Below are 19,987 nucleotides of genomic sequence, written 5' to 3'. Positions count from 1 at the left end.
TCTTAAACGGAAGCCTTCATCAAGTTGTTTTCTTATTTTCTTTTATGGAAAAATAAAAAATATAAACCAAAAACCATTAAAAGATAAGGCCATGCTTGATCCATCCAGGCAATACTGTGTCCATTATTTAACATCCATTCTTTTAACTTGTCAATAAACAATAAGAAAAGAGAAATGGCGAGAAACAGAATGCCTTGGAATAAACCATTGCCAGTTTTCACGTAGGTAAGCAATAATCCGATGGAAATGAGTAGTAAAAAGATGCCGGAAATATCGATTGTTGTGTCCAATTGCTGAGCAATATGAAAATGAATACCCATTCCGGTTAACAGGACTCCGGGAAATATGAATGGGTAATCTTTTCCAGCATAGCCATTTATAAGAAAGGCAATTCCGACAATCACGAATAGAGTAGGCCAAGAGTAAAAACCGTGAAATAGGGAAAAATGATAATACTGTAAAAGAAAATAAATACCAAATCCAAATAGGATCATTCCTGAAAGTAGATAAGGTGGCTTTTTCATAAAAAATCCTCAACTTCCTTAACGGGTGTTCAAAAAGCGATTTAGAACCCACATTAAAAATGATTACTCTAAATATAGCACATGTTTCAATATGTGTTCACATCTTTTTAGAATTCTTCTAATTAAGCATGTTATAATAAAGAGAACGATCTTTGATGGACTTAAACTGGAGGTGCCATTTAACAAATGCATATCATTGTTGTAGGCCTTAATCATAAAACAGCTCCAGTGGAAATAAGGGAACGTTTAGCGTTCTCCGAATCTGAGCTGCCTTTAGCGATGGCATCCTTAAAGCAACAAAAAAGTATTCTTGAGAATGTCATTGTTTCTACTTGTAATCGAACAGAAATCTATGCGGTTGTTGACCAGATCCATACAGGTCGATATTATATAAAATCCTTTTTAGCGAATTGGTTTCATATGGATCTCGATGTGTTTGGAGATTATTTATACATTCATGAAAAAGATTTGGCTGTGGAGCATCTATTCAAGGTAATCTGTGGTTTAAATTCCATGGTCATTGGTGAGACGCAAATATTAGGACAAATTCGTAATAGCTTTTTAAATGCTCAGGAAAATAAAACAACAGGGACTGTTTTCAATCATCTAATGAAACAGGCGATTGCCCTTGCGAAGAAAGCTCATTCAGAAACCGATATCGGAGCAAATGCTGTTTCTGTCAGTTACGCTGCAGTTGAATTAGCCAAGAAAATCTTTGGGGATTTACAAAATAAGCATGTCTTGGTCATTGGTGCAGGGAAAATGGGAGAGTTGGCCATTAAAAATCTTTATTCCAATGGTGCCAAGCAAGTGACGGTCATAAACCGTACTTTTGAAAAATCCCAGCAGCTTGCTCAAAAATTTGCTGGTCAAGCTAAGTCACTAAATGAATTACAATGTGCTGTAATGGAGGCGGACATTGTGATTAGTTCAACAGGTGCTAATGGCTATATCATCAAAAAAGACATGCTCGTAGAAATGGAAAAAATGAGAAAAGGCAGACCGCTATTCTTACTAGATATTGCGGTTCCGCGTGATTTAGATCCTGAGATTGCGGAACTCGAAAATGCGTTTTTATATGATATCGATGACCTAGAAGGAATTGTAGAAGCCAATCTAGAAGAACGTAGATTAGCAGCAGAAAAAATTTATATCATGATAAATGAAGAATTAAATGATTTTAATGTATGGCTTCATACTCTTGGAGTGGTACCCGTGATTACCTCATTAAGGGAAAAAGCCCTTGCGATCCAGGCGGAGACGATGAATAGCATTGAACGAAAAATGCCTAATTTATCTGAAAGAGAAAGAAAAGTGTTAAATAAACATACAAAAAGTATCATCAATCAGTTATTGAAAGATCCTATTTTGCAAATTAAAGAAATGGCTGGTGAGCCACAGGCAGCAGAGAAAATAGCCCTATTTCAGCAAATCTTTCAATTGGAAACAGCGGAAGATGAATATACAAAAGAAACAACGGTTAAACCATTAACAAAAGAAGCAGCTAATAAAAAAGCTCCCCTTTTTCAATCGTAAGAGGGAATGAAGATGATTTCACTTATGATGGTTAGGTTACCAGAGCTTATTATTGTCCTCTACGCTTTATCGATATTATTTTACTTTATTGATTTTATTGGACAAAATCGGAAGGCAAGCCAGCTTGCCTTCCGCCTGTTGTCAATTGTTTGGTTATTACAAACAATTTTTTTGTTTTTCTATATGTTCCATACAGGCAGGTTTCCGATTCTTACCCTTTTTGAGGGGCTTTATTTTTATTCATGGGTGTTAATTACTTTATCCTTAGCGATTCATAAAATTTCTAAAGTTGATTTCACTATTTTTTTTACAAATATTGTTGGCTTTACGATTATGACGATACATGCCTTTGCTCCTGGTCAAATGCCTTCAATGGCTGACCAACTGATCTCAGAGTTACTATTTATTCATGTGACAATGGCCATTTTTTCTTATGGGGCGTTTACATTATCCTTTGTGTTTTCGATTCTATATTTATTGCAATACAAACTATTAAAAGAGAAAAAATGGTTCAAAACACTCTGGCGTTTAGGAGATTTAAAGAAACTAGAACGCATGTCTTATGTTTTGAATGTCATTGCCGTGCCAATCCTACTATTAAGTCTGATCCTAGGTTTACAATGGGCATTAATAAAGCTTTCCGTGTTTCAATGGTATGATCCAAAGATTATCGGGTCCTTTTTATTGATCATAATCTATGGAATCTGGCTTTTTTTACGATTAAAAAGAGAATTCAATGGGAAACGTTTAGCCATCTGGAATTGTGCTGCCTTTTTAATTTTGTTAATTAATTTCTTTTTAGTTAGTCGTATATCTACTTTTCATATTTGGTATCATTAGGTAAGTTTAAGGAGGAAATACTGTTGAGAAAAATTGTCATTGGGTCGAGAAGAAGTAATCTAGCCCTTAAACAAACAAATTGGGTGAGAGAGCAATTAGAAAAGATAGGCGGCCCCTTTGAATTTGAAATTAAGGAAATAATGACAAAGGGAGATCGGATCTTAGATGTCACTCTTTCAAAAGTTGGTGGAAAAGGCTTGTTTGTGAAAGAAATAGAGCAGGCACTTCTGGATGGAGAAATTGATATGGCTGTGCATAGTATGAAGGATGTTCCAGCCGTCCTTCCAGGTGGATTGACGATCGGTAGTATTCCGGAACGAGAAGATTTTCGAGATGTCTTCATTTCCAATCGACATATTCGCTTAAAGGATTTGCCGTCTGGCGCTATCATTGGTACTAGTAGTCTGAGGAGAAGTGCACAAATTTTAGCGATTCGTCCTGATCTGGAAATTAAGTGGATACGAGGGAATATTGAAACACGTTTATCAAAGTTAAAAACGGGTGATTATGATGCGATTATCCTAGCTGCAGCGGGATTAAAACGTATGGATTGGGATGAAGAGCTTATTACAGAATATCTTGAACCCGAAACTTGTTTGCCTGCCATTGGACAGGGTGCATTAGGAATTGAGTGTCGAGAAAGTGACGTAGAATTGCTTGATCTTTTAAGGGAGCTGACATGTGAAACAACGGCACAAACCGTAGAAGCGGAGAGAGCTTTTCTTCATAAAATGGAGGGAAGTTGCCAAGTTCCCATTGCTGGTTTAGCAAAGTTATTGGATGAAAATCAAGTTCAATTAACGGCACTAGTGGCCTCGCCAGATGGGAAAAAGATTTATAAAGAAACCCTTAAAGGTAAGGAGCCAAAATTAGTTGGAGAACAAGCGGCTTCTCTTTTAAGTGAACAAGGGGCGAAAGAATTAATTGACCAAGTAAGGGAAGATTTGGCCAATGAATCTTAGGCAAAAGCCCTTAAAAGGACAACATGTTTTAATTACTAGGGGTGGAGAGCAAGGAGCAAAGTTTTGTATGGATGTGGCATCAGCTGGGGGAATTCCTCATATGATCCCTCTTATTGATTTTCGCAAGTTTACTGACCCTAATCAAACTTATTATCTTCACCATCTTAGCGAATATGACTGGATCATTTTTACAAGTAAAAATGGTGTGTATTATTTTTTTGAACAGGTGAAAAATCATTTGGATGACATTCGCATCCTAGGTCAATCCATTCAATTTGCTGTTGTTGGAGAAAAGACAAAAGAGGCTTTGGATCGCTATCATATCGATTCGTGTTTTATGCCACATATTTTTACAGCAGAGGATTTCGTTCAAGAGTTCTTTCAAACTGGTTATTCAGCAAAAAAAGTATTGATTCCCAAGGGGAATTTGGCAAAACAAACGATAGCGGAAGGATTTCGAAGTAGAGGGATTCCTGCGGATGAATGGATCATATATGAAACATTTTATCCTGCTGTACAGAGTGACCAATTACAGAAATTATTAAAAGAGGATATTTTGGATGTCGCTACTTTTACCAGTCCTTCTACTTTTAATCATTTTATGAAAATAGTGAAACCACCATTAACCCAGCATATACGCCGATTGACTTTCGCTGCCATTGGGACTGTGACAAAAAGAGTAATAGAAAATGAAGGGTATCACGTTCAGATTTGTCCGAAAAAGTTTACAATGGATGATTTGTTTCAGGAAATATCCGATTATTATCAAGAAGGGGAGGAAAGATGGATATGAATTTTGATCGTCATAGACGTTTGCGGAGTTCCGCAAATATGAGGGCGTTAGTTCGCGAAACTCATTTAAGAGCGGAGGATTTTATTTACCCTTTGTTTATTGTTGAAGGGAAACAGCAAAAACAGGAAATTTCCTCCATGCCCGGGATCTATCAAATCTCACTAGATTTAATGAAGCAGGAGCTTGATGAAATTGTCCAACTTGGTATTAAGGCTGTGATCTTGTTTGGGGTTCCAGAAGAAAAAGATGAATGTGGAACTGGGGCTTACCATGATCACGGAATTGTTCAAGAAGCAACTCGTGAAGTGAAGAAACATTATCCAGAACTACTCGTTGTCGCAGATACTTGTCTTTGTGAGTATACGGATCATGGTCATTGTGGGGTAGTGAAGGATGGGGAAGTCCTCAATGATGAAAGTTTGCAGCTTTTAGTCAAAACCTCCGTTAGCCAAGCACAAGCAGGAGCCGATATTATTGCTCCATCTAATATGATGGACGGCTTTGTGACCGCCATTCGCCGTGGCTTGGATGAGGCTGGCTTTAAAGAAATTCCGATTATGTCCTATGCAGTGAAATACTCTTCTGCTTTTTATGGACCATTCCGGGAAGCAGCCAATAGTGCGCCACAGTTTGGGGATCGAAAAACCTACCAAATGGATCCTGCTAACCGCTTGGAAGCATTAAGAGAAGCACATTCGGACATTGAAGAAGGAGCTGATTTCCTTATTATAAAACCAGCCCTTTCCTATATGGATATTATTCGCGATGTAAAAAATGAATGTCACTTACCAATCGTCGCTTACAATGTGAGTGGGGAGTATTCCATGGTAAAGGCTGCGGCTGCCAATGGCTGGATCGATGAAAAGGCAATCGTGCTAGAATCCTTAACAAGTATGAAAAGAGCAGGAGCCGATTTAATTATATCCTACTTTGCTAAAGACGTAGCGAAGTGGTTACAGGAAGGCTAACATCGAACAAAAATGGAAAATAGATCATAATGGAGGTATAAATGACATGCGTTCTTATGAAAATTCCCGGAAGGCTTATGAAAAAGCTGTACATTTAATGCCTGGTGGTGTCAATAGTCCGGTACGGGCATTTAAATCCGTTGATATGGATCCAATTTTTATGGAAAGAGGAAAAGGATCTCATATTTATGACATTGATGGCAATGAATATATTGATTATGTGCTCTCATGGGGACCACTCATCCTTGGACATACGAATGAGCAAGTTGTAGAAGCTTTGAAAAAAACAGCGGAAAATGGTACAAGCTTTGGTGCACCAACCATCATGGAAAATAAATTGGCAGAGCTAGTCATCGAAAGAGTCCCTTCCATTGAAATGATTCGAATGGTTTCCTCGGGTACAGAGGCGACGATGAGTGCCCTTCGAGTAGCACGGGGATATACAGGTCGTAATAAAATATTGAAGTTTGAAGGTTGTTATCATGGTCATGGTGATTCCCTGTTAATTAAAGCCGGATCAGGGGTAGCTACTCTTGGCTTGCCTGATAGTCCAGGTGTTCCTGAGGGAATCGCTAAAAATACGATTACGGTCGCTTATAATGATCTTGAAGGAGCTAAAGCAGCTTTTGAACAATTTGGAGAAGATATAGCAGGTGTCATTGTGGAACCTGTGGCTGGCAATATGGGCGTGGTCCCACCTAAACCAGGCTTTTTACAAGGGCTTCGCGAGTTGACAACAGAATATGGATCTCTCCTCATATTTGATGAAGTGATGACTGGGTTCCGAGTGGGCTATAACTGTGCCCAAGGGTACTTCGGTATTCTACCTGATTTAACTTGTTTAGGTAAGGTAATCGGCGGAGGGCTTCCTGTAGGAGCTTTTGGCGGGAAAGCGGAGATTATGGAAAAAGTCGCTCCGAGTGGTCCGATTTATCAAGCCGGAACTTTGTCTGGAAATCCGCTTGCCATGACTGCCGGGTATGAAACACTCATTCAATTAACACCTGATTCCTATAAGGAGTTTATCCGAAAAGGAGATCTTTTAGAAGAAGGATTAAAAGCAGCCGCAGAAAAACATCATATCCCTCATACGATTAATCGGGCTGGCTCGATGATTGGTCTCTTCTTTACGAATGAGGATGTATATAATTTTGAAAAAGCGAAAACGTCCGATCTGCAATTATTTGCGGCCTATTATAAAGAAATGGCGAATCAAGGTGTCTTTTTGCCACCATCTCAATTTGAAGGAATCTTTCTTTCTACAGCCCATACAGATGCGGATATTGAAAAAACAATACAAGCCGCTGAACGGGCATTTGCAAACTTAATAAGCTAAAGAAAAAGAATGGCATGATGCCATTCTTTTTCTTTTTTCATAAAAACCTGGGGAGGGTCATAGAGTATAGGGAGAAATATTTTTCATTGGAACGAAAGGAGGAATGAATTTGCCTGATCGCCAACAAACATCGCTTAAATTTCCACTGGAGGAAACAGTGTGGTTTGAAAAAGGACATGAAGTTGAGGATCTCTTATCCATTTCATTGGATCCTAATATTAACATAATGGATGAAGAGGAATTCGTCGTATTAAAAGGGACCCTTGAACTAAGTGGAGAGTATAATCATTCTCCTGGAAATGATACGGTGACGGAAGTTCCAGAGAGCAATAGGCATTATATACAGAATGTAGAAATCAGAAATGATAAAATTGGCGAATTTTCTCATCGCTTTCCTGTTGATATCACGATCCCCAAGAAAAGGATTGCCGATATCGGAGAGTTGGAAATTGAGATCTACTCATTCGATTATGCATTACCAGAAAATAATAGACTTCAAGTACTTGCAGATATTTATATTAACGGCATATATGAGGATAAAGAAGAAGTCATCCTAGATGGTGCTTCATTACAAGAAGCCAATGAATCAATTGAATCGTTATCGGGGGAACAAGACAGACAAGAGTTGAACCAGGTGGAACCGGACACAACTTTTGCAGAGGAAGAAAGTGATCAGAATGAAGAAAAGGAAGAAGTCGCGATTGAATTCTTCCAAGCACAAACAGATGCAGATCGTTTGAATTCTGCTTCAGAAAATGAAAAGGACTTGTATGAATCGTTTGAGGTAGAGGCAAGAATATTACCTGAACTCGAGGAAAAGAATGATGAGAAGGAGGAGGAGCTCTCACCATTCCAACATCATCTGCCAAATCTGATCGATAATAAAGAAGAAGCGACTGATCCAAAGCAAGTAATAGAAGTGAAAGCAGAGGGAGAGGACTTGGAAAGTTTGGAGCCAAGTGGCTTGACTGAAACAGATGCAAGAGCGGAACTGGAAACGACTGAAGATCAACAGGAAGAGCAAGAGGAAGAGCAGGGGAGGGAGGAGGAAAAGTCCCCTTCTACCTTGATTCAACAAGCACCAAAGCTAACACTGGATACGATTAAAGAGGAGAGTAGCGTGCGGGAGGAAGAATCGAGGGATCCAGAATCATCGTCTATTTATTTTCACGAGTCTTCATCCCATGAGGCCGAATCAAGTAGCCTGATAGAATCCAAGGAAGAAAAGAACGATAAGAAGAAAAAGAAAGATAAATACCAATCGATTTCATTTGCTGATTTTTTTGCTAGAAAAGAGGAAGAATCCGTTAGTAAAATGAGAGTTCGATTGGTACAGCAGGGTGATTCCATTGAAAACTTGGCAGACCGGTATAATGTCACTACACAACAATTATTGAGAGCCAATCAGTTAGGTGAAAGTGATGAAGTATATGAGGGGCAGGTATTGTATATTCCTACTAAAATTCATCCATTAAAAAGGAAGTAGGGGATGACATATGTCGTCCTCCCTTTTTCTTATAGAGGATGTTCAAAAAGTCCGGTAAAAATGACACTGCGAATTTCTTCGTTGGCTTGTTTCTGCGCTCCTTGGAAAAGAAAACCACTTTTCCGGCGTGCGATGCGGATTCGGGGAAGCTTTCCTTGTGCTCGAAACTGCGCCGCCTCGAACTTTCGACGCACAGGATGTGCTAGTGTCGGCGTTAGCGATTGACGTCAGCGTTTAGCCGACGGGTCCTTTTTATCCTCCTTTTTGAACATGGACCTATAATTTAAAATGGCAGAGTTTTACCTCAGTTTATGCAAGCTGAACGGGTGATGATATGGATAATAAATCTTCAAAGAAAATAAAAGACTTAGTAGAGTTGTATGGATTAAAATTAAGATTTGCGGAAAAGCAGGGAAAGGTTTTTAAAGTATATACAGATAAAGGAGAATTTGCTTTAAAACGAATGGTTGCCAAACAAGGCTTAGATTTCTTAAACTATATTCAACAATTATATCAACAAGGTTATAACCGGATTGTGCCCATTTATCCAACATTGGATGGCCGCTATGCTATTTTACAAGGAAATTCTCTTTATTACTTAATGCCCTGGTTAGACAATAAAGAAAGAGAAACACATGTGCAAAAGTATCTGGATCTCTTTCGTGAATTGGCACGCCTTCATACGGTAACCGTGCGTGAGGTCGCCGTTAGCACAGAAGAGCGAGAAGAGCATTTTGAACGAATGGCTACGCGGTGGGAAATAGAACAAGATGTATTAGAAAAATTCATCGAGCAAAGTGAAAGACAAACGTATATGTCGCCGTTTCAATTGTTATTCTGCACCATTTACAGTGAAATTTCGGGTGGGCAACGTTATGCCATTAATAAGCTAAAAGAGTGGCATGAGTCTACATCTGAGGAAACAAAAGCTAGAAGTGTCGTTATTCACGGGAAATTATCAAATGAACATTTTCTTTATGACCAAAATGGAATTGGTTATTTTACTAATTTTGAAAGAACGGGAATTGCTTCACCTATTCATGATTTACTGCCTTTCTTGGACCGTGCATTCCAAACACGACCTCAGGCATTCGACCATGGGATCGAGTGGTTAGATGCTTATTTCCGCTATTTTCCCTTTACTGATGATGAAATGCTATTATTTTTAAGTTATTTAGCTTATCCAAGCTCCATTTTTTCCATCATTGAACAGTACTTTGCAAGTGAAAAGGAAAACAATGAAATCAAGCTTGTTCAACAATTACAGAGACAGTATTGGCGAATGAAAAACACAGAGTATGTGGTTATGAAATTGGAAGAAAGAGAACAGCTTAAGAAAGACCAGGATACTCAAGCCCCTTCCGAGTAAATGAAGGAAGGGGATTTTAAATCCATTCAAAATGTAAGCTAAATGCTAATGCAATCAAGATAATGAATAGAAACACATCTAGAATGGTTGGGAAAATGAGCGTTCGAATGCCTTGAAAAATACAGATTGGTACAACGAGTTGCCGACATACCGCTTTAAAATTTCTCATTGAATTTTGAAAAGCATACGTATTAAATCTTCTTTTCATTTTTTCACCTTCTGTCGTACGTATTTATCCTAAATTATGTTAAGTTGTATTATTCCGTGCCTATATCCATCCCTACAAACGATCTTTCTCTCCATTTTAAATTTTTGTAATCCTCACAGTCCACATAGCATAAATTATTCCTAATTGATCAAGAAGGGGCGATGGTATGACGATTTCTGGAAAAGATTTTATCAACAGAATCGATCATTTAAAAAGTGAAATCTGGGTGGATGGCCAGAAAATGGTTGGAAAAGTTTCAGAGCACCCTGCCTTTCGAGGAGTCATGAGAAGTAAAGCCCAGTTATTTGATATGCAAAACGATCCTGCGTTAAGAGATGTCCTTACGTTCATTTCCCCTAAAACAGAAAAAAGGGTAAGTTTTTCTTATCATCAACCCAAAACGAAGGATGATTTACTATTTCGTAAAAAAGCAACAGAGTTATGGGCGCGTGCAAATTTCGGATTATTAGGCCGATCTCCCGATTATCTAAATACAGGATTGATGATATTGGCAACTTCCCACAACCTGTTTTCTGCAAAGGACAAAAAATTTGGTGATCATATTCTCCAAAATTACGAATATGCGATGGAACATGATCTTACTTTTACACATACATTTATCAATCCTCAAGTGAACCGGTCGATTAGCTATTTAGAGGGATCAGAAGAAAATATTGCGGCAAAGGTAATTGGCGAGAACCGCGAAGGTATTATCATTCAGGGAGCTAGATTGTTGGCAACGCAAGGAGGGATAACGGATGAAATTTTGGTTTTACCAGCTGGGGGTAACTTCATTGAAGAAGCCTATATTTATGGGTTTACGGTCCCTTCAAATGCAAAAGGTTTAAAGTTCATCTGCCGAGGATCATTTGTGAACGATGAAGACTCCTCTTTTAATTCTCCGCTTGGATCACGATTTGAAGAGATGGATTCGATTGTCGTGTTTGATCATGTTTTGGTTCCTTGGGAAAAAGTGTTTTTATATAAAGATTTAAATATTGTGCATCGATTTTATTCAGGGGTAAATTTTAATACAATGCTACTTTTCCAATCCGTTATAAGAATGATTGTGAAAACAGAATTTATTTTAGGGCTCGCGGAATCGATCATTAAAGCGATTAATATAAGTGAATACCAACATATACAAGATAAAGTAACTGAAATTATTGCAGCACTTGAAATTATGAAGGGACTTCATTTGTCCTCAAGAATGAATGCGGAACTGGATGAATGGGGGACGATGATTCCAGATGCAAAACCATTACATGCCGCTATTCATTATTACCCTAGAGTTTATCCCCGTTTGGTTGAAATCCTGCAATTATTAGGTGGAAGTGGTCTTATCTTACTCCCAACTGAAAAAAGCTTTGAATCCCCTATTCGTAAGTATATTGATACTTATTTGCAAGGCTCCAATTCAGCTGCTGAGGATCGTGTCATGTTATTTCGACTAGTCTGGGATTTATGCATGAGTGCATTTGGAACAAGACAAACACATTATGAACGATTCTTTTTTGGAGATCCTGTCCGATTGGCTATGGGCCTTTATAATGGGTATCCTAAAAAAGAATATACGAACAGAGTTGAAGAATTTCTTAAAGAGGATGTTTAAAAATTTTTTTGAGGGATAAATTTCTTAGAAATAGCCTAAAATGTGAATGAATGTGAAAAATGATTGACATCATCCCCCTTTATTCGCTACTATAGAGTAAATTAAACTTAATACTCAATTAAATGCTTGGACAGGGAAGAGTATCTTGGATCGTTGCTTTCAGAGAGGAAAATCGCTGGTGGGAGATTTTCTAAGTGACCCTAAGAGAAGTCACCCTTGAGCAGCTTTCATGAAAGGAAGAGTAGTGAAAGTCGACTATAGTCGTTATCTAGTTGAAGTGCCGATTCTCATATTCATATGGGGTCGTGTAAAAAGGTGGTACCGCGAGTTAGCTCCTTCGTCCTTTTGACGAAGGGGCTTTTTGTTTTTTTAAAAGGATAAGAAAGTCTAAATTTTGGATAATGTTAGGGCCAGCTTCAGCGCCCAGCGACTAGCAAACTTTCGGTGCCTGCTTGCGTAAGTCAACATCGATTCACCCTTTGGGTTCATCGTGTTTCCTTTATCTCAGGCCCCTAAAAAGTTTGTACGTCGCTAAACGGGCGCTTACGCTTTTCTTACAAGGAGGATTTTTATGGAGAATATCACAATGTCGACAAAATATGAGCCACAGAAAATTGAACAGGGGCGGTATGATTGGTGGTTAAAAGGGAAATTTTTTGAATCGCAAAATGATGAGAATAAAAAGCCATACACGATCGTCATTCCCCCTCCAAATGTTACGGGAAAACTCCATTTGGGGCATGCTTGGGATACAACTTTACAAGATATTTTAACACGAATGAAGAGAATGCAAGGATATGATGTTCTATGGTTACCTGGAATGGACCATGCTGGAATTGCGACACAAGCAAAAGTAGAGGAAAAGCTTCGTGAAGAAGGAAAGAGTCGCTATGATCTTGGCAGGGAGAAATTCTTAGAGGAAACATGGAAATGGAAAGAAGAATATGCCAACTTTATCCGTAAACAATGGGCCAAACTAGGACTTGGCCTCGATTATTCGAAAGAGCGATTCACATTAGATGAAGGGCTCTCTGAAGCGGTCCGCGAAGTCTTCGTCACGTTATATAAAGAAGGCCTGATCTATCGTGGGGAATACATTATCAATTGGGACCCGGCAACGAAAACAGCTTTATCTGATATTGAAGTCATTCATAAAGAGGTACAAGGGGCTTTTTACCATATGGACTACCCACTTGCGGATGGTTCAGGGTCTATTGAGATTGCCACAACGAGACCTGAAACAATGCTGGGAGATACAGCCGTTGCGGTTCATCCAAGTGATGAACGTTATCAACATTTAATAGGGAAGACCGTCAAGCTTCCGATTGTAGGGCGAGAAATCCCGATTGTAGCTGATCATTATGTAGATATGGAGTTTGGATCAGGGGCTGTCAAAATTACGCCGGCTCATGACCCGAATGACTTTGAAGTAGGAAATCGCCACAATTTAGAGCGCGTGCTTGTTATGAATGAAGATGGCACAATGAATGAGAATGCTGTCAAATATCAAGGCATGGATCGCTTTGAATGCCGTAAACAAATTGTAAAAGATTTACAAGAAGCTGGAGTCCTATTTGAGATTGAAGAGCACCTTCATTCTGTTGGTCATTCAGAACGTAGTGGCGCAGTTGTAGAACCATATTTATCCACCCAATGGTTCGTCAAAATGCGTCCACTTGCTGAAAAAGCAATCGAACTTCAACAAAGTGAAGAGAAAGTTCATTTTGTCCCTGAGCGTTTTGAAAAAACTTATATGCATTGGATGGAGAATATCCATGATTGGTGCATTTCTCGACAGTTATGGTGGGGACATAGAATACCTGCCTGGTATCATAAAGAAACAGGCGAAATTTATGTAGGTCATGAGGCACCAGCAGATGAAGAAAACTGGGAACAAGAACAAGATGTGTTGGATACTTGGTTTAGTTCTGCTCTCTGGCCTTTTTCCACAATGGGCTGGCCTGATACAGAAGCGGAAGACTTCAAACATTATTATCCTACTGATTGTTTAGTAACAGGGTACGATATTATTTCCTTCTGGGTGTCGCGCATGATTTTCCAAGCGAAGAAATTCACAGACCAAAGACCTTTTAAAGATGTTTTGATTCATGGATTAATTCGAGCTGAAGATGGCCGCAAAATGAGTAAATCACTTGGAAATGGGATCGATCCGATGGATGTCATTGACAAGTATGGTGCAGATACCCTCCGCTATTTCTTGGCAACAGGCAGCTCACCAGGTCAAGATTTACGTTTCAGTATGGAGAAAATTGAATCGATCTGGAATTTTGCCAATAAAATTTGGAATGCCTCCAGGTTCGCCTTGATGAATATGGATGGGATGACTTATGAAGAAATTGATCTAAGTGGCGAGCAGTCCGTAGCGGATAAATGGATCTTGACGCGGTTAAATGACACCATTGAAGCTGTCACGAAACTAGCTGAAAAGTATGAGTTTGGGGAAGTTGGCAGAGCCTTATACAACTTCATTTGGGATGATTTCTGTGACTGGTATATTGAGATGGCAAAACTACCTCTATATGGTGAAGATGAAGCAGCGAAAAGAATGACTCGCTCCGTTCTTGCCCATGTATTAGATCAGACGCTAAGACTTCTTCATCCAATTATGCCATTTATTACAGAGGAAATATGGCAACATCTCCCTCACAGTGGCAAGTCGATTACGATTAGTGAATGGCCTAAAGTCGATGAGCGTTATACGGATCAAGAAGCAGCAAGTGAAATGAAATTACTTATGGACATTATTCGGTCAGTACGTAATATTCGAGCGGAAGTAAACACACCCATGAGCAAACAAATCAAACTTCTGTTAAAAGCAAAAGACGAAAAAGTTCTAACAGCATTAGAAACAAATAAAAAGTACATTGAAAAGTTTTGTAATCCACAAAATCTAGAAATGGGCACAACTATAGAGATGCCGGAAAAAGCGATGTCTGCTGTAGTAACAGGAGTAGAGTTATTTTTACCGCTTGCGGATCTCATTAATATCGAAGAAGAACTTGCCCGTTTGCAAAAAGAATGGGAAAAATGGAATAAAGAGGTAGAAAGAGTCCAGAAAAAGCTGGCGAATGAAAGATTTGTAGCGAAAGCCCCAGAAGCGGTTGTCAACGAAGAAAGAGCAAAAGAAAAAGATTACCTAGAGAAAAAACAAACGGTAGAAAAAAGAATCGCTGAACTAAAAGCAATGTAAAAACAAAAGCGCAAGCGCCTGTTCAGCGACGTACAAATTTGGAGCATAAGGTTCAAAGGCTAAATACGCGCCGTCCTGGCGGCAGACTCAATCGCGACGTCCTGTCGCTTCGTCTGCACTAGTACATCCTTGTACGTCGCAACGCCTTTGTGACCAACGTCCTGTTGGCCTGAGATAAAGGAAACACGGCGACGAAGGAGCCGATGTTGACTTATCGTAGGAAGAAGGCGTAAATTTGCTAGTCGCTGGAGCTGGATGATGAAACTCAAAATTAGGCTTTATCCATGGGTTAATATTTTATAAATTTTGGTAAGTAAATAAATAAGCGGGGTTGTTTCGACCATCGTAAGTAGAACAATCCCGCTTTATACAGAACAGAAGGTGTGAGGATGGTACATACATATAAAGAAGCGCTTAGTTGGATCCATTCCCGACTTCGCCTAGGAATTAAGCCAGGGCTGAAGCGAATGGAATGGATGCTAGCTCGTTTAGAAAACCCTGAGCGAAATCTTCGCGTCATTCACGTGGGTGGAACAAATGGAAAAGGCTCCACTGTGACCTATTTGCGTTCAATCCTAAATGAAGCAGGATTTCAGGTCGGTACTTTTACCTCACCATATATTGAACAATTTAATGAACGAATTAGTATCAATGGAAAACCTATCCATGATGAGGAAATTATTGCATTAGTTAATATTGTAAAGCCAATTGCGGAGGAATTAGAGCAAACTGAATTGGGGCCAGCGACAGAATTTGAGGTCATCACGACGATGGCATTTTATTATTTTAGTGAAATTCGGAATGTAGATTTTGCTTTATTTGAAGTGGGTTTGGGCGGGAGATATGATTCCACCAATGTCATTCGCCCGATTGCCTCCATCATTACAAATGTCGGCATGGACCATATGCAAATTTTGGGAAATACGATCGAAGAAATTGCTTACCAAAAGGCCGGTATTATAAAACAGGGCATTCCTATTTTTACAACGGCACAACATGAGGGTGCCTTATCCGTACTAAAAAAAGAAGCTATACAGCAAAAAGCGCCATTTTATCAATTGGGCAAGGAATTTCTTATAAAGGAATATCATCCTCTTGAAAATGGAGAACAATTTAGCTATCAATCGAAATGGGCTTCATACGATCACTTACATATCTCTTTATTAGGTCGTCACCAGACAGAAAATGCAGCAGCAGCTTTGGCTGTATTAACCTATCTACAATTCATAGGACATCTTGCTTTACAAGGAGAGGCAATCCGGAATGGGCTACTAAAAGCCTTTTGGCCGGGAAGGCTAGAACGCTTAAATGATCGTCCGGTGATCTTTATTGATGGGGCTCATAATGTGCAAGGATTGCAAGCCTTCAAGTCAGCAGTCGAGACCCATTTTCTAAGAGAAAAAATAAAGATGGTTTTTACGGCTTTAATAGATAAAGACTTAACAGATATGTTTACGGTCATAAACTCGATGAATGTGGAACTTTATTTAACTGAGTTTGATTTTCCAAGAGCGGCACCTGTAGAGGAATTACAAGCGAAATCAGGTAATACAGAAGCTTACTGTGATAAAGATTGGAAAAACATGATCCGAAAGCTTGTTTTATCGGCGAAGGAGACAGATATCTTGGCGATTACAGGATCCTTATATTTTATCTCAGAAATAAAACCCTTTTTGAAAGAGATGATTCAGTTAAGAAAGCAGACTGGTTCGTCCATCAATCTTCCAAAAGAGAAATAAAGGCGGGGAAAAATGAAAATCATTATTTTTGTTTATGCTCTTGTATTGGGATCATTTTTGAATGTTGTGGGATTAAGAGTTCCTGCCAAACAATCGCTCGTAAAGCCTCAATCTGCATGTCCTGGATGTGGAAAAACGCTAACGCTCTTAGAATTGATTCCTGTACTGTCTTTTGTGTTCCAAAGGGGGAAGTGCAAGCACTGTAAACAGCCGATTTCCCCCTTTTACCCCCTTATGGAATTAGCAACAGCTTTTTTATTTGTCTATGCTTTCTCAAGAATCGGATGGACATTCGAATTAGTGATTGCTTGGACCTTGATTACATTATTTGTCATTATTTTTATTACCGATATAAAATTCATGCTCATTCCCGATAAAATCCTCTTCTTTTTTGCCATTCTATTTATCGCAGAACGGCTGATTCAGCCCCTAAAGCCGTGGTGGGATTCGATACTTGGCGCGGCCGTTGCGCTTATTCTATTATTACTTATTGCGATTCTATCAAAAGGTGGGATGGGAGGAGGTGATATTAAGCTATTTACAGTGATAGGTTTTGCACTTGGAACAAAGCTCATGCTGATTTCCTTCTTTTTTGCTAATATTCTAGGCGCTATGATTGGAATAATTGGAATGGCATGCGGATTTTTTGAAAGGAAAAAGCCAATCCCATTTGGCCCGTTTATTGCGATCGGGACCCTTATTACTTATTTTTACCATCAGCCTATTTTAACCTGGTATCAATCTTTATTACATTAAGGCTATTCAATCAATCTATTAAAAAAATTGACGAAAACCTTTTTTCTCTAGACGACAAAAGTTTCGTCTTTTTTTTTTGCTTGTATGATAGCATGAGGGAAATAACTGGGCGGGAGGTAATGAGAGTGACAAAGAAAGAAAATAGCCAAAGATCAACAATTAAAATCAAATTAAATGGAAAAGAACGCCCTTTTGAGGAAAAAACGGTTGTTCATGATTGGCAAGCAGCGTCAGAGGAAACATCCGCAGCCTCATCAGAAGAAATGCTAGAAGAAGAGTTCGAATGGATTCTACCAGATGAAGAGGAAACAGAAATTCCTGAATTTAAAATTAATCATCATACCGAATCGAAAAAACGCCCATATTTTCATAGAGTCGGCAACGGTCCGTTTAAATGGGGAATTAAAAAATTAGTCGTATCTTTTGTACTAGCTATAACGGTAGGGATATTGCTTGGGACTTTTGTCTTGGAGATTATGAAAAAGGAAGATATACAAGCCACCACAACAGCGCGGAATCCAGTTGCTGCAGCAGATAAGCCAGGAGAAGAAAAGGAAAAAGCTAATGCGAGCTATAAAGCAAAATTACCGGCAATGTCGGTACCCGTTTTACAGGCAGGTGTTTATTCTTCAAATGAAAACGCTGAATCTGCAGCGAAGGAATTGGACAATCAAAATTATGCCACAACGATTTTAGAAATGGATGGGAAATATAGTTTATTTATAGGAGTGGCAGGAGATCTTCAAGAAGCGAAATCGTGGGAGAAAAATGTGAAAGAGAGCGGTTTAGCAGATGTTTGGGCGAAAGAATTGTCGATAGGGGAAGGATCGATCCAGCTAGCATCCAAAGAACAGGCTGAACAAATCTTAAAAGAAATAAATTACTATAACTCGATTGCTGCAGAGGCGGTGAAAGTAGAAATGGGAGGTAATGTAAATGAGAAAGTTTTACAAGCTGGTTTGCAACTAATAGACTCCCAAAAGGATGCAACTTACCAAAATAAGGAAGCGGTGAATTTGCACGAGAAATTGCAGACTGCTGTAAAAAGTCTCGAAAAATCTTCGGGAAATCAAGATGAAATTCTAAAGGTCCAACAAGCTTTACTAGATTATATGACGATATACTACCAACTAAGCAGCCAATCTTCATGAGTGGCTGCTTAATTGATCTCATCATAACAGTAAGCCTCCGCGGATTGAAGTTTTATTTTTATATCATTAGGTTTGTCTCCCCGCTTGCTTCTTTCCCAATTTATTGGTACGATAAAAGCATGTATCTCCCATTCTTGAGAAAGGTAGGACAACCACATGAAGAACCTCATCTTAGCTTCAACATCACCCCGCAGAAAAGAACTTCTTCAAAAACTAAACATTCCATTTACAACTTTTTCACCTAATGTCGATGAATCTGTTAATCAAAATTTACCACCTGAAGAGATTGTCATGCTGTTATCTTCCCGAAAAGCAAATGTAGCCGCTCAACAATTTCCTTCTTCTACGATTATTGCTGCAGATACGATTGTTGTCTCCGATGAGAAGATTCTTGGTAAACCAAATAGTCGAAAAGAAGCGAAACAAATGTTATGCAGTCTTTCAGGGAAGAGGCACTTTGTTTATACAGGTGTTACGTTGATTAACAAACAACATGCAGAATGTTTTTATGAAAAAACAGCTGTTGATTTTTGGCCATTAACAGATCAAGAAATTGAAAAATATTTGGACAGTGGTGAACCCTTTGATAAGGCAGGAGCTTATGGCATTCAGGGGGTAGGTTCCTTATTCGTCAAATCTATTCATGGGGATTATTATTCCGTCGTGGGTCTACCGATCTCCCGATTATTTCGTCTTTTAATAGAAAAGAGACTTGTTCCTTATACAGAAACATCTATATAATAAGGAGGAGCATATTGGACACTAATAAGGCGTTAATGATTAAAGATTTTCCTGTCGATGACCGCCCACGTGAGCGTTTGATTAAAACAGGACCAGAAAGCTTATCCACTCAAGAAATAGTTGCCATTCTTTTAAGAACAGGTACAAAGTCGGAATCTGTTCTTCAATTGGCCAATCGTCTTTTAACGAAATTCGATGGACTTATGTGGTTAAAGGAGGCAGCTTTTGAAGAACTGACGAGTATCAAGGGGATTGGACAAGCCAAGGCCGTTCAACTAGTTGCTGCGATTGAACTAGGACGCAGAATTAGCAATTTAACTTATGATGATCGTTATGTAATCAGGAGTCCTGAGGATGGTGCTAATTATGTCATGAATGACATGCGTTTTCTTACTCAGGAACATTTCGTAGCATTATATTTGAATACGAAAAATCAAGTAATCCACCGGCAAACTATTTTTATTGGGAGTCTGAATGCGTCGATCGTACACCCTAGGGAGGTGTTTAAAGAAGCATTCAGACGAGCAGCAGCCTCGATCATTTGCCTCCATAATCATCCCTCAGGAGATCCATCACCCTCACGTGAAGACATTGAGGTAACCCGGCGTTTAGCGGAGTGTGGGAAAATGCTAGGGATTGAAATTTTAGATCATTTAATAATCGGAGATAAAAAATATGTCAGTATGAAAGAAAAAGGGTATATGTGAGACTGTTATTTTGAAAAAGGTTAAGATATAATAATACTGGCATTTTGA

General features: G+C 39.0%; 17 protein-coding genes and 1 other annotated feature. Of the genes, 15 read left to right on the top strand and 2 right to left on the bottom strand.

Annotated features, from left to right (window positions below; all coding sequences use genetic code 11):
• Positions 1-32: 32 nt before the first annotated feature.
• Positions 33-524 carry a LiaI-LiaF-like domain-containing protein gene (locus KI363_RS01290; RefSeq protein WP_158322085.1) on the bottom strand — a complete coding sequence of 164 codons (492 nt, stop codon included), beginning with the start codon at positions 522-524 and terminating at the stop codon, positions 33-35.
• A gap of 186 nt (positions 525-710) precedes the next feature.
• Here KI363_RS01290 and hemA point away from each other — a divergent pair, with 186 nt between their 5' ends.
• From hemA to ysxE, 8 genes are all read left to right on the top strand, one after another.
• Entirely contained in the window at positions 711-2,060 is a 1,350-nt protein-coding gene (gene hemA, locus KI363_RS01285) for a glutamyl-tRNA reductase (RefSeq protein WP_158322086.1), read from the top strand.
• A 12-nt stretch (positions 2,061-2,072) separates the two neighbouring features.
• Positions 2,073-2,900, top strand: coding sequence for a cytochrome c biogenesis protein (locus KI363_RS01280; protein WP_158322087.1), 828 nt, complete (start codon positions 2,073-2,075; stop codon positions 2,898-2,900).
• A 23-nt stretch (positions 2,901-2,923) separates the two neighbouring features.
• Positions 2,924-3,862 carry a hydroxymethylbilane synthase gene (gene hemC, locus KI363_RS01275; protein ID WP_212965018.1) on the top strand — a complete coding sequence of 313 codons (939 nt, stop codon included), beginning with the start codon at positions 2,924-2,926 and terminating at the stop codon, positions 3,860-3,862.
• Positions 3,852-4,655, top strand: a complete 804-nt coding sequence (locus KI363_RS01270) for a uroporphyrinogen-III synthase (protein ID WP_212965016.1) — start codon at positions 3,852-3,854, stop codon at positions 4,653-4,655. The genes hemC and KI363_RS01270 overlap by 11 nt, the downstream gene beginning before the upstream one ends.
• Complete coding sequence (gene hemB, locus KI363_RS01265; RefSeq protein WP_158322090.1) at positions 4,646-5,623, top strand: porphobilinogen synthase; 978 nt, start codon at positions 4,646-4,648, stop codon at positions 5,621-5,623. Before KI363_RS01270 ends, hemB begins: the two co-directional genes overlap by 10 nt.
• A 46-nt stretch (positions 5,624-5,669) precedes the next feature.
• Positions 5,670-6,959 (top strand): glutamate-1-semialdehyde 2,1-aminomutase, encoded by a 1,290-nt coding sequence (hemL, locus tag KI363_RS01260; protein WP_158322091.1) that lies wholly within the window; start codon positions 5,670-5,672, stop codon positions 6,957-6,959.
• Positions 6,960-7,068: 109 nt separating this feature from the next.
• Positions 7,069-8,445 (top strand): LysM peptidoglycan-binding domain-containing protein, encoded by a 1,377-nt coding sequence (locus tag KI363_RS01255; protein ID WP_191967450.1) that lies wholly within the window; start codon positions 7,069-7,071, stop codon positions 8,443-8,445.
• Between the two features lie 334 nt (positions 8,446-8,779).
• Positions 8,780-9,814, top strand: a complete 1,035-nt coding sequence (gene ysxE / locus KI363_RS01250; protein ID WP_158322093.1) for a spore coat protein YsxE — start codon at positions 8,780-8,782, stop codon at positions 9,812-9,814.
• Positions 9,815-9,830: 16 nt separating this feature from the next.
• Here ysxE and KI363_RS01245 read toward each other — a convergent pair whose 3' ends face one another.
• Positions 9,831-10,022 (bottom strand): YszA family small membrane protein, encoded by a 192-nt coding sequence (locus KI363_RS01245; RefSeq protein WP_158322094.1) that lies wholly within the window; start codon positions 10,020-10,022, stop codon positions 9,831-9,833.
• Positions 10,023-10,188: 166 nt separating this feature from the next.
• On the opposite strand from KI363_RS01245, the gene hpaB reads away from it, so the two are divergent.
• The 7 genes from hpaB (at position 10,189) to radC (ending at position 19,939) form a co-directional block, all read left to right on the top strand.
• Positions 10,189-11,634 (top strand): 4-hydroxyphenylacetate 3-monooxygenase, oxygenase component, encoded by a 1,446-nt coding sequence (hpaB, locus tag KI363_RS01240; protein ID WP_212965014.1) that lies wholly within the window; start codon positions 10,189-10,191, stop codon positions 11,632-11,634.
• 118 nt (positions 11,635-11,752) lie between these two features.
• Positions 11,753-11,982: a binding site (T-box leader), on the top strand.
• Positions 11,983-12,205: 223 nt separating this feature from the next.
• Positions 12,206-14,845, top strand: a complete 2,640-nt coding sequence (locus KI363_RS01235; RefSeq protein ID WP_212965013.1) for a valine--tRNA ligase — start codon at positions 12,206-12,208, stop codon at positions 14,843-14,845.
• A gap of 389 nt (positions 14,846-15,234) precedes the next feature.
• Complete coding sequence (locus KI363_RS01230; protein ID WP_212965008.1) at positions 15,235-16,584, top strand: bifunctional folylpolyglutamate synthase/dihydrofolate synthase; 1,350 nt, start codon at positions 15,235-15,237, stop codon at positions 16,582-16,584.
• Positions 16,585-16,596: 12 nt separating this feature from the next.
• Positions 16,597-17,340, top strand: a complete 744-nt coding sequence (locus KI363_RS01225; protein WP_158322098.1) for a prepilin peptidase — start codon at positions 16,597-16,599, stop codon at positions 17,338-17,340.
• Positions 17,341-17,465: 125 nt separating this feature from the next.
• Positions 17,466-18,491, top strand: coding sequence for an SPOR domain-containing protein (locus KI363_RS01220; protein ID WP_212965006.1), 1,026 nt, complete (start codon positions 17,466-17,468; stop codon positions 18,489-18,491).
• Between the two features lie 156 nt (positions 18,492-18,647).
• The gene (locus KI363_RS01215; protein ID WP_212965004.1) at positions 18,648-19,232 is read left to right on the top strand and encodes a Maf family protein; all 585 of its coding nucleotides are present in this window, start codon (positions 18,648-18,650) and stop codon (positions 19,230-19,232) included.
• Between the two features lie 35 nt (positions 19,233-19,267).
• Positions 19,268-19,939 carry a RadC family protein gene (gene radC, locus KI363_RS01210; RefSeq protein WP_158322127.1) on the top strand — a complete coding sequence of 224 codons (672 nt, stop codon included), beginning with the start codon at positions 19,268-19,270 and terminating at the stop codon, positions 19,937-19,939.
• Positions 19,940-19,987 lie beyond the last annotated feature (48 nt).

This window comes from Lederbergia ruris, from assembly GCF_018332955.1.
GTDB classification, from domain to species: domain Bacteria; phylum Bacillota; class Bacilli; order Bacillales; family Bacillaceae_C; genus Lederbergia; species Lederbergia ruris.
This window is presented reverse-complemented; position numbering and strand designations above follow the sequence as displayed.

Bases quoted from the DNA above. Each gene is read 5' to 3' on its own strand.
- ysxE (WP_158322093.1), top strand. From the start codon at position 8,780: ATGGATAATAAATCTTCAAAGAAAATAAAAGACTTAGTAGAGTTGTAT.
- KI363_RS01225 (WP_158322098.1), top strand. From the start codon at position 16,597: ATGAAAATCATTATTTTTGTTTATGCTCTTGTATTGGGATCATTTTTG.
- hpaB (WP_212965014.1), top strand. From the start codon at position 10,189: ATGACGATTTCTGGAAAAGATTTTATCAACAGAATCGATCATTTAAAA.
- KI363_RS01230 (WP_212965008.1), top strand. From the start codon at position 15,235: ATGGTACATACATATAAAGAAGCGCTTAGTTGGATCCATTCCCGACTT.
- KI363_RS01245 (WP_158322094.1), bottom strand. From the start codon at position 10,022: ATGAAAAGAAGATTTAATACGTATGCTTTTCAAAATTCAATGAGAAAT.
- KI363_RS01290 (WP_158322085.1), bottom strand. From the start codon at position 524: ATGAAAAAGCCACCTTATCTACTTTCAGGAATGATCCTATTTGGATTT.
- radC (WP_158322127.1), top strand. From the start codon at position 19,268: ATGATTAAAGATTTTCCTGTCGATGACCGCCCACGTGAGCGTTTGATT.
- KI363_RS01280 (WP_158322087.1), top strand. From the start codon at position 2,073: ATGATTTCACTTATGATGGTTAGGTTACCAGAGCTTATTATTGTCCTC.
- KI363_RS01235 (WP_212965013.1), top strand. From the start codon at position 12,206: ATGGAGAATATCACAATGTCGACAAAATATGAGCCACAGAAAATTGAA.
- KI363_RS01215 (WP_212965004.1), top strand. From the start codon at position 18,648: ATGAAGAACCTCATCTTAGCTTCAACATCACCCCGCAGAAAAGAACTT.
- KI363_RS01270 (WP_212965016.1), top strand. From the start codon at position 3,852: ATGAATCTTAGGCAAAAGCCCTTAAAAGGACAACATGTTTTAATTACT.
- hemL (WP_158322091.1), top strand. From the start codon at position 5,670: ATGCGTTCTTATGAAAATTCCCGGAAGGCTTATGAAAAAGCTGTACAT.
- hemB (WP_158322090.1), top strand. From the start codon at position 4,646: ATGGATATGAATTTTGATCGTCATAGACGTTTGCGGAGTTCCGCAAAT.
- hemA (WP_158322086.1), top strand. From the start codon at position 711: ATGCATATCATTGTTGTAGGCCTTAATCATAAAACAGCTCCAGTGGAA.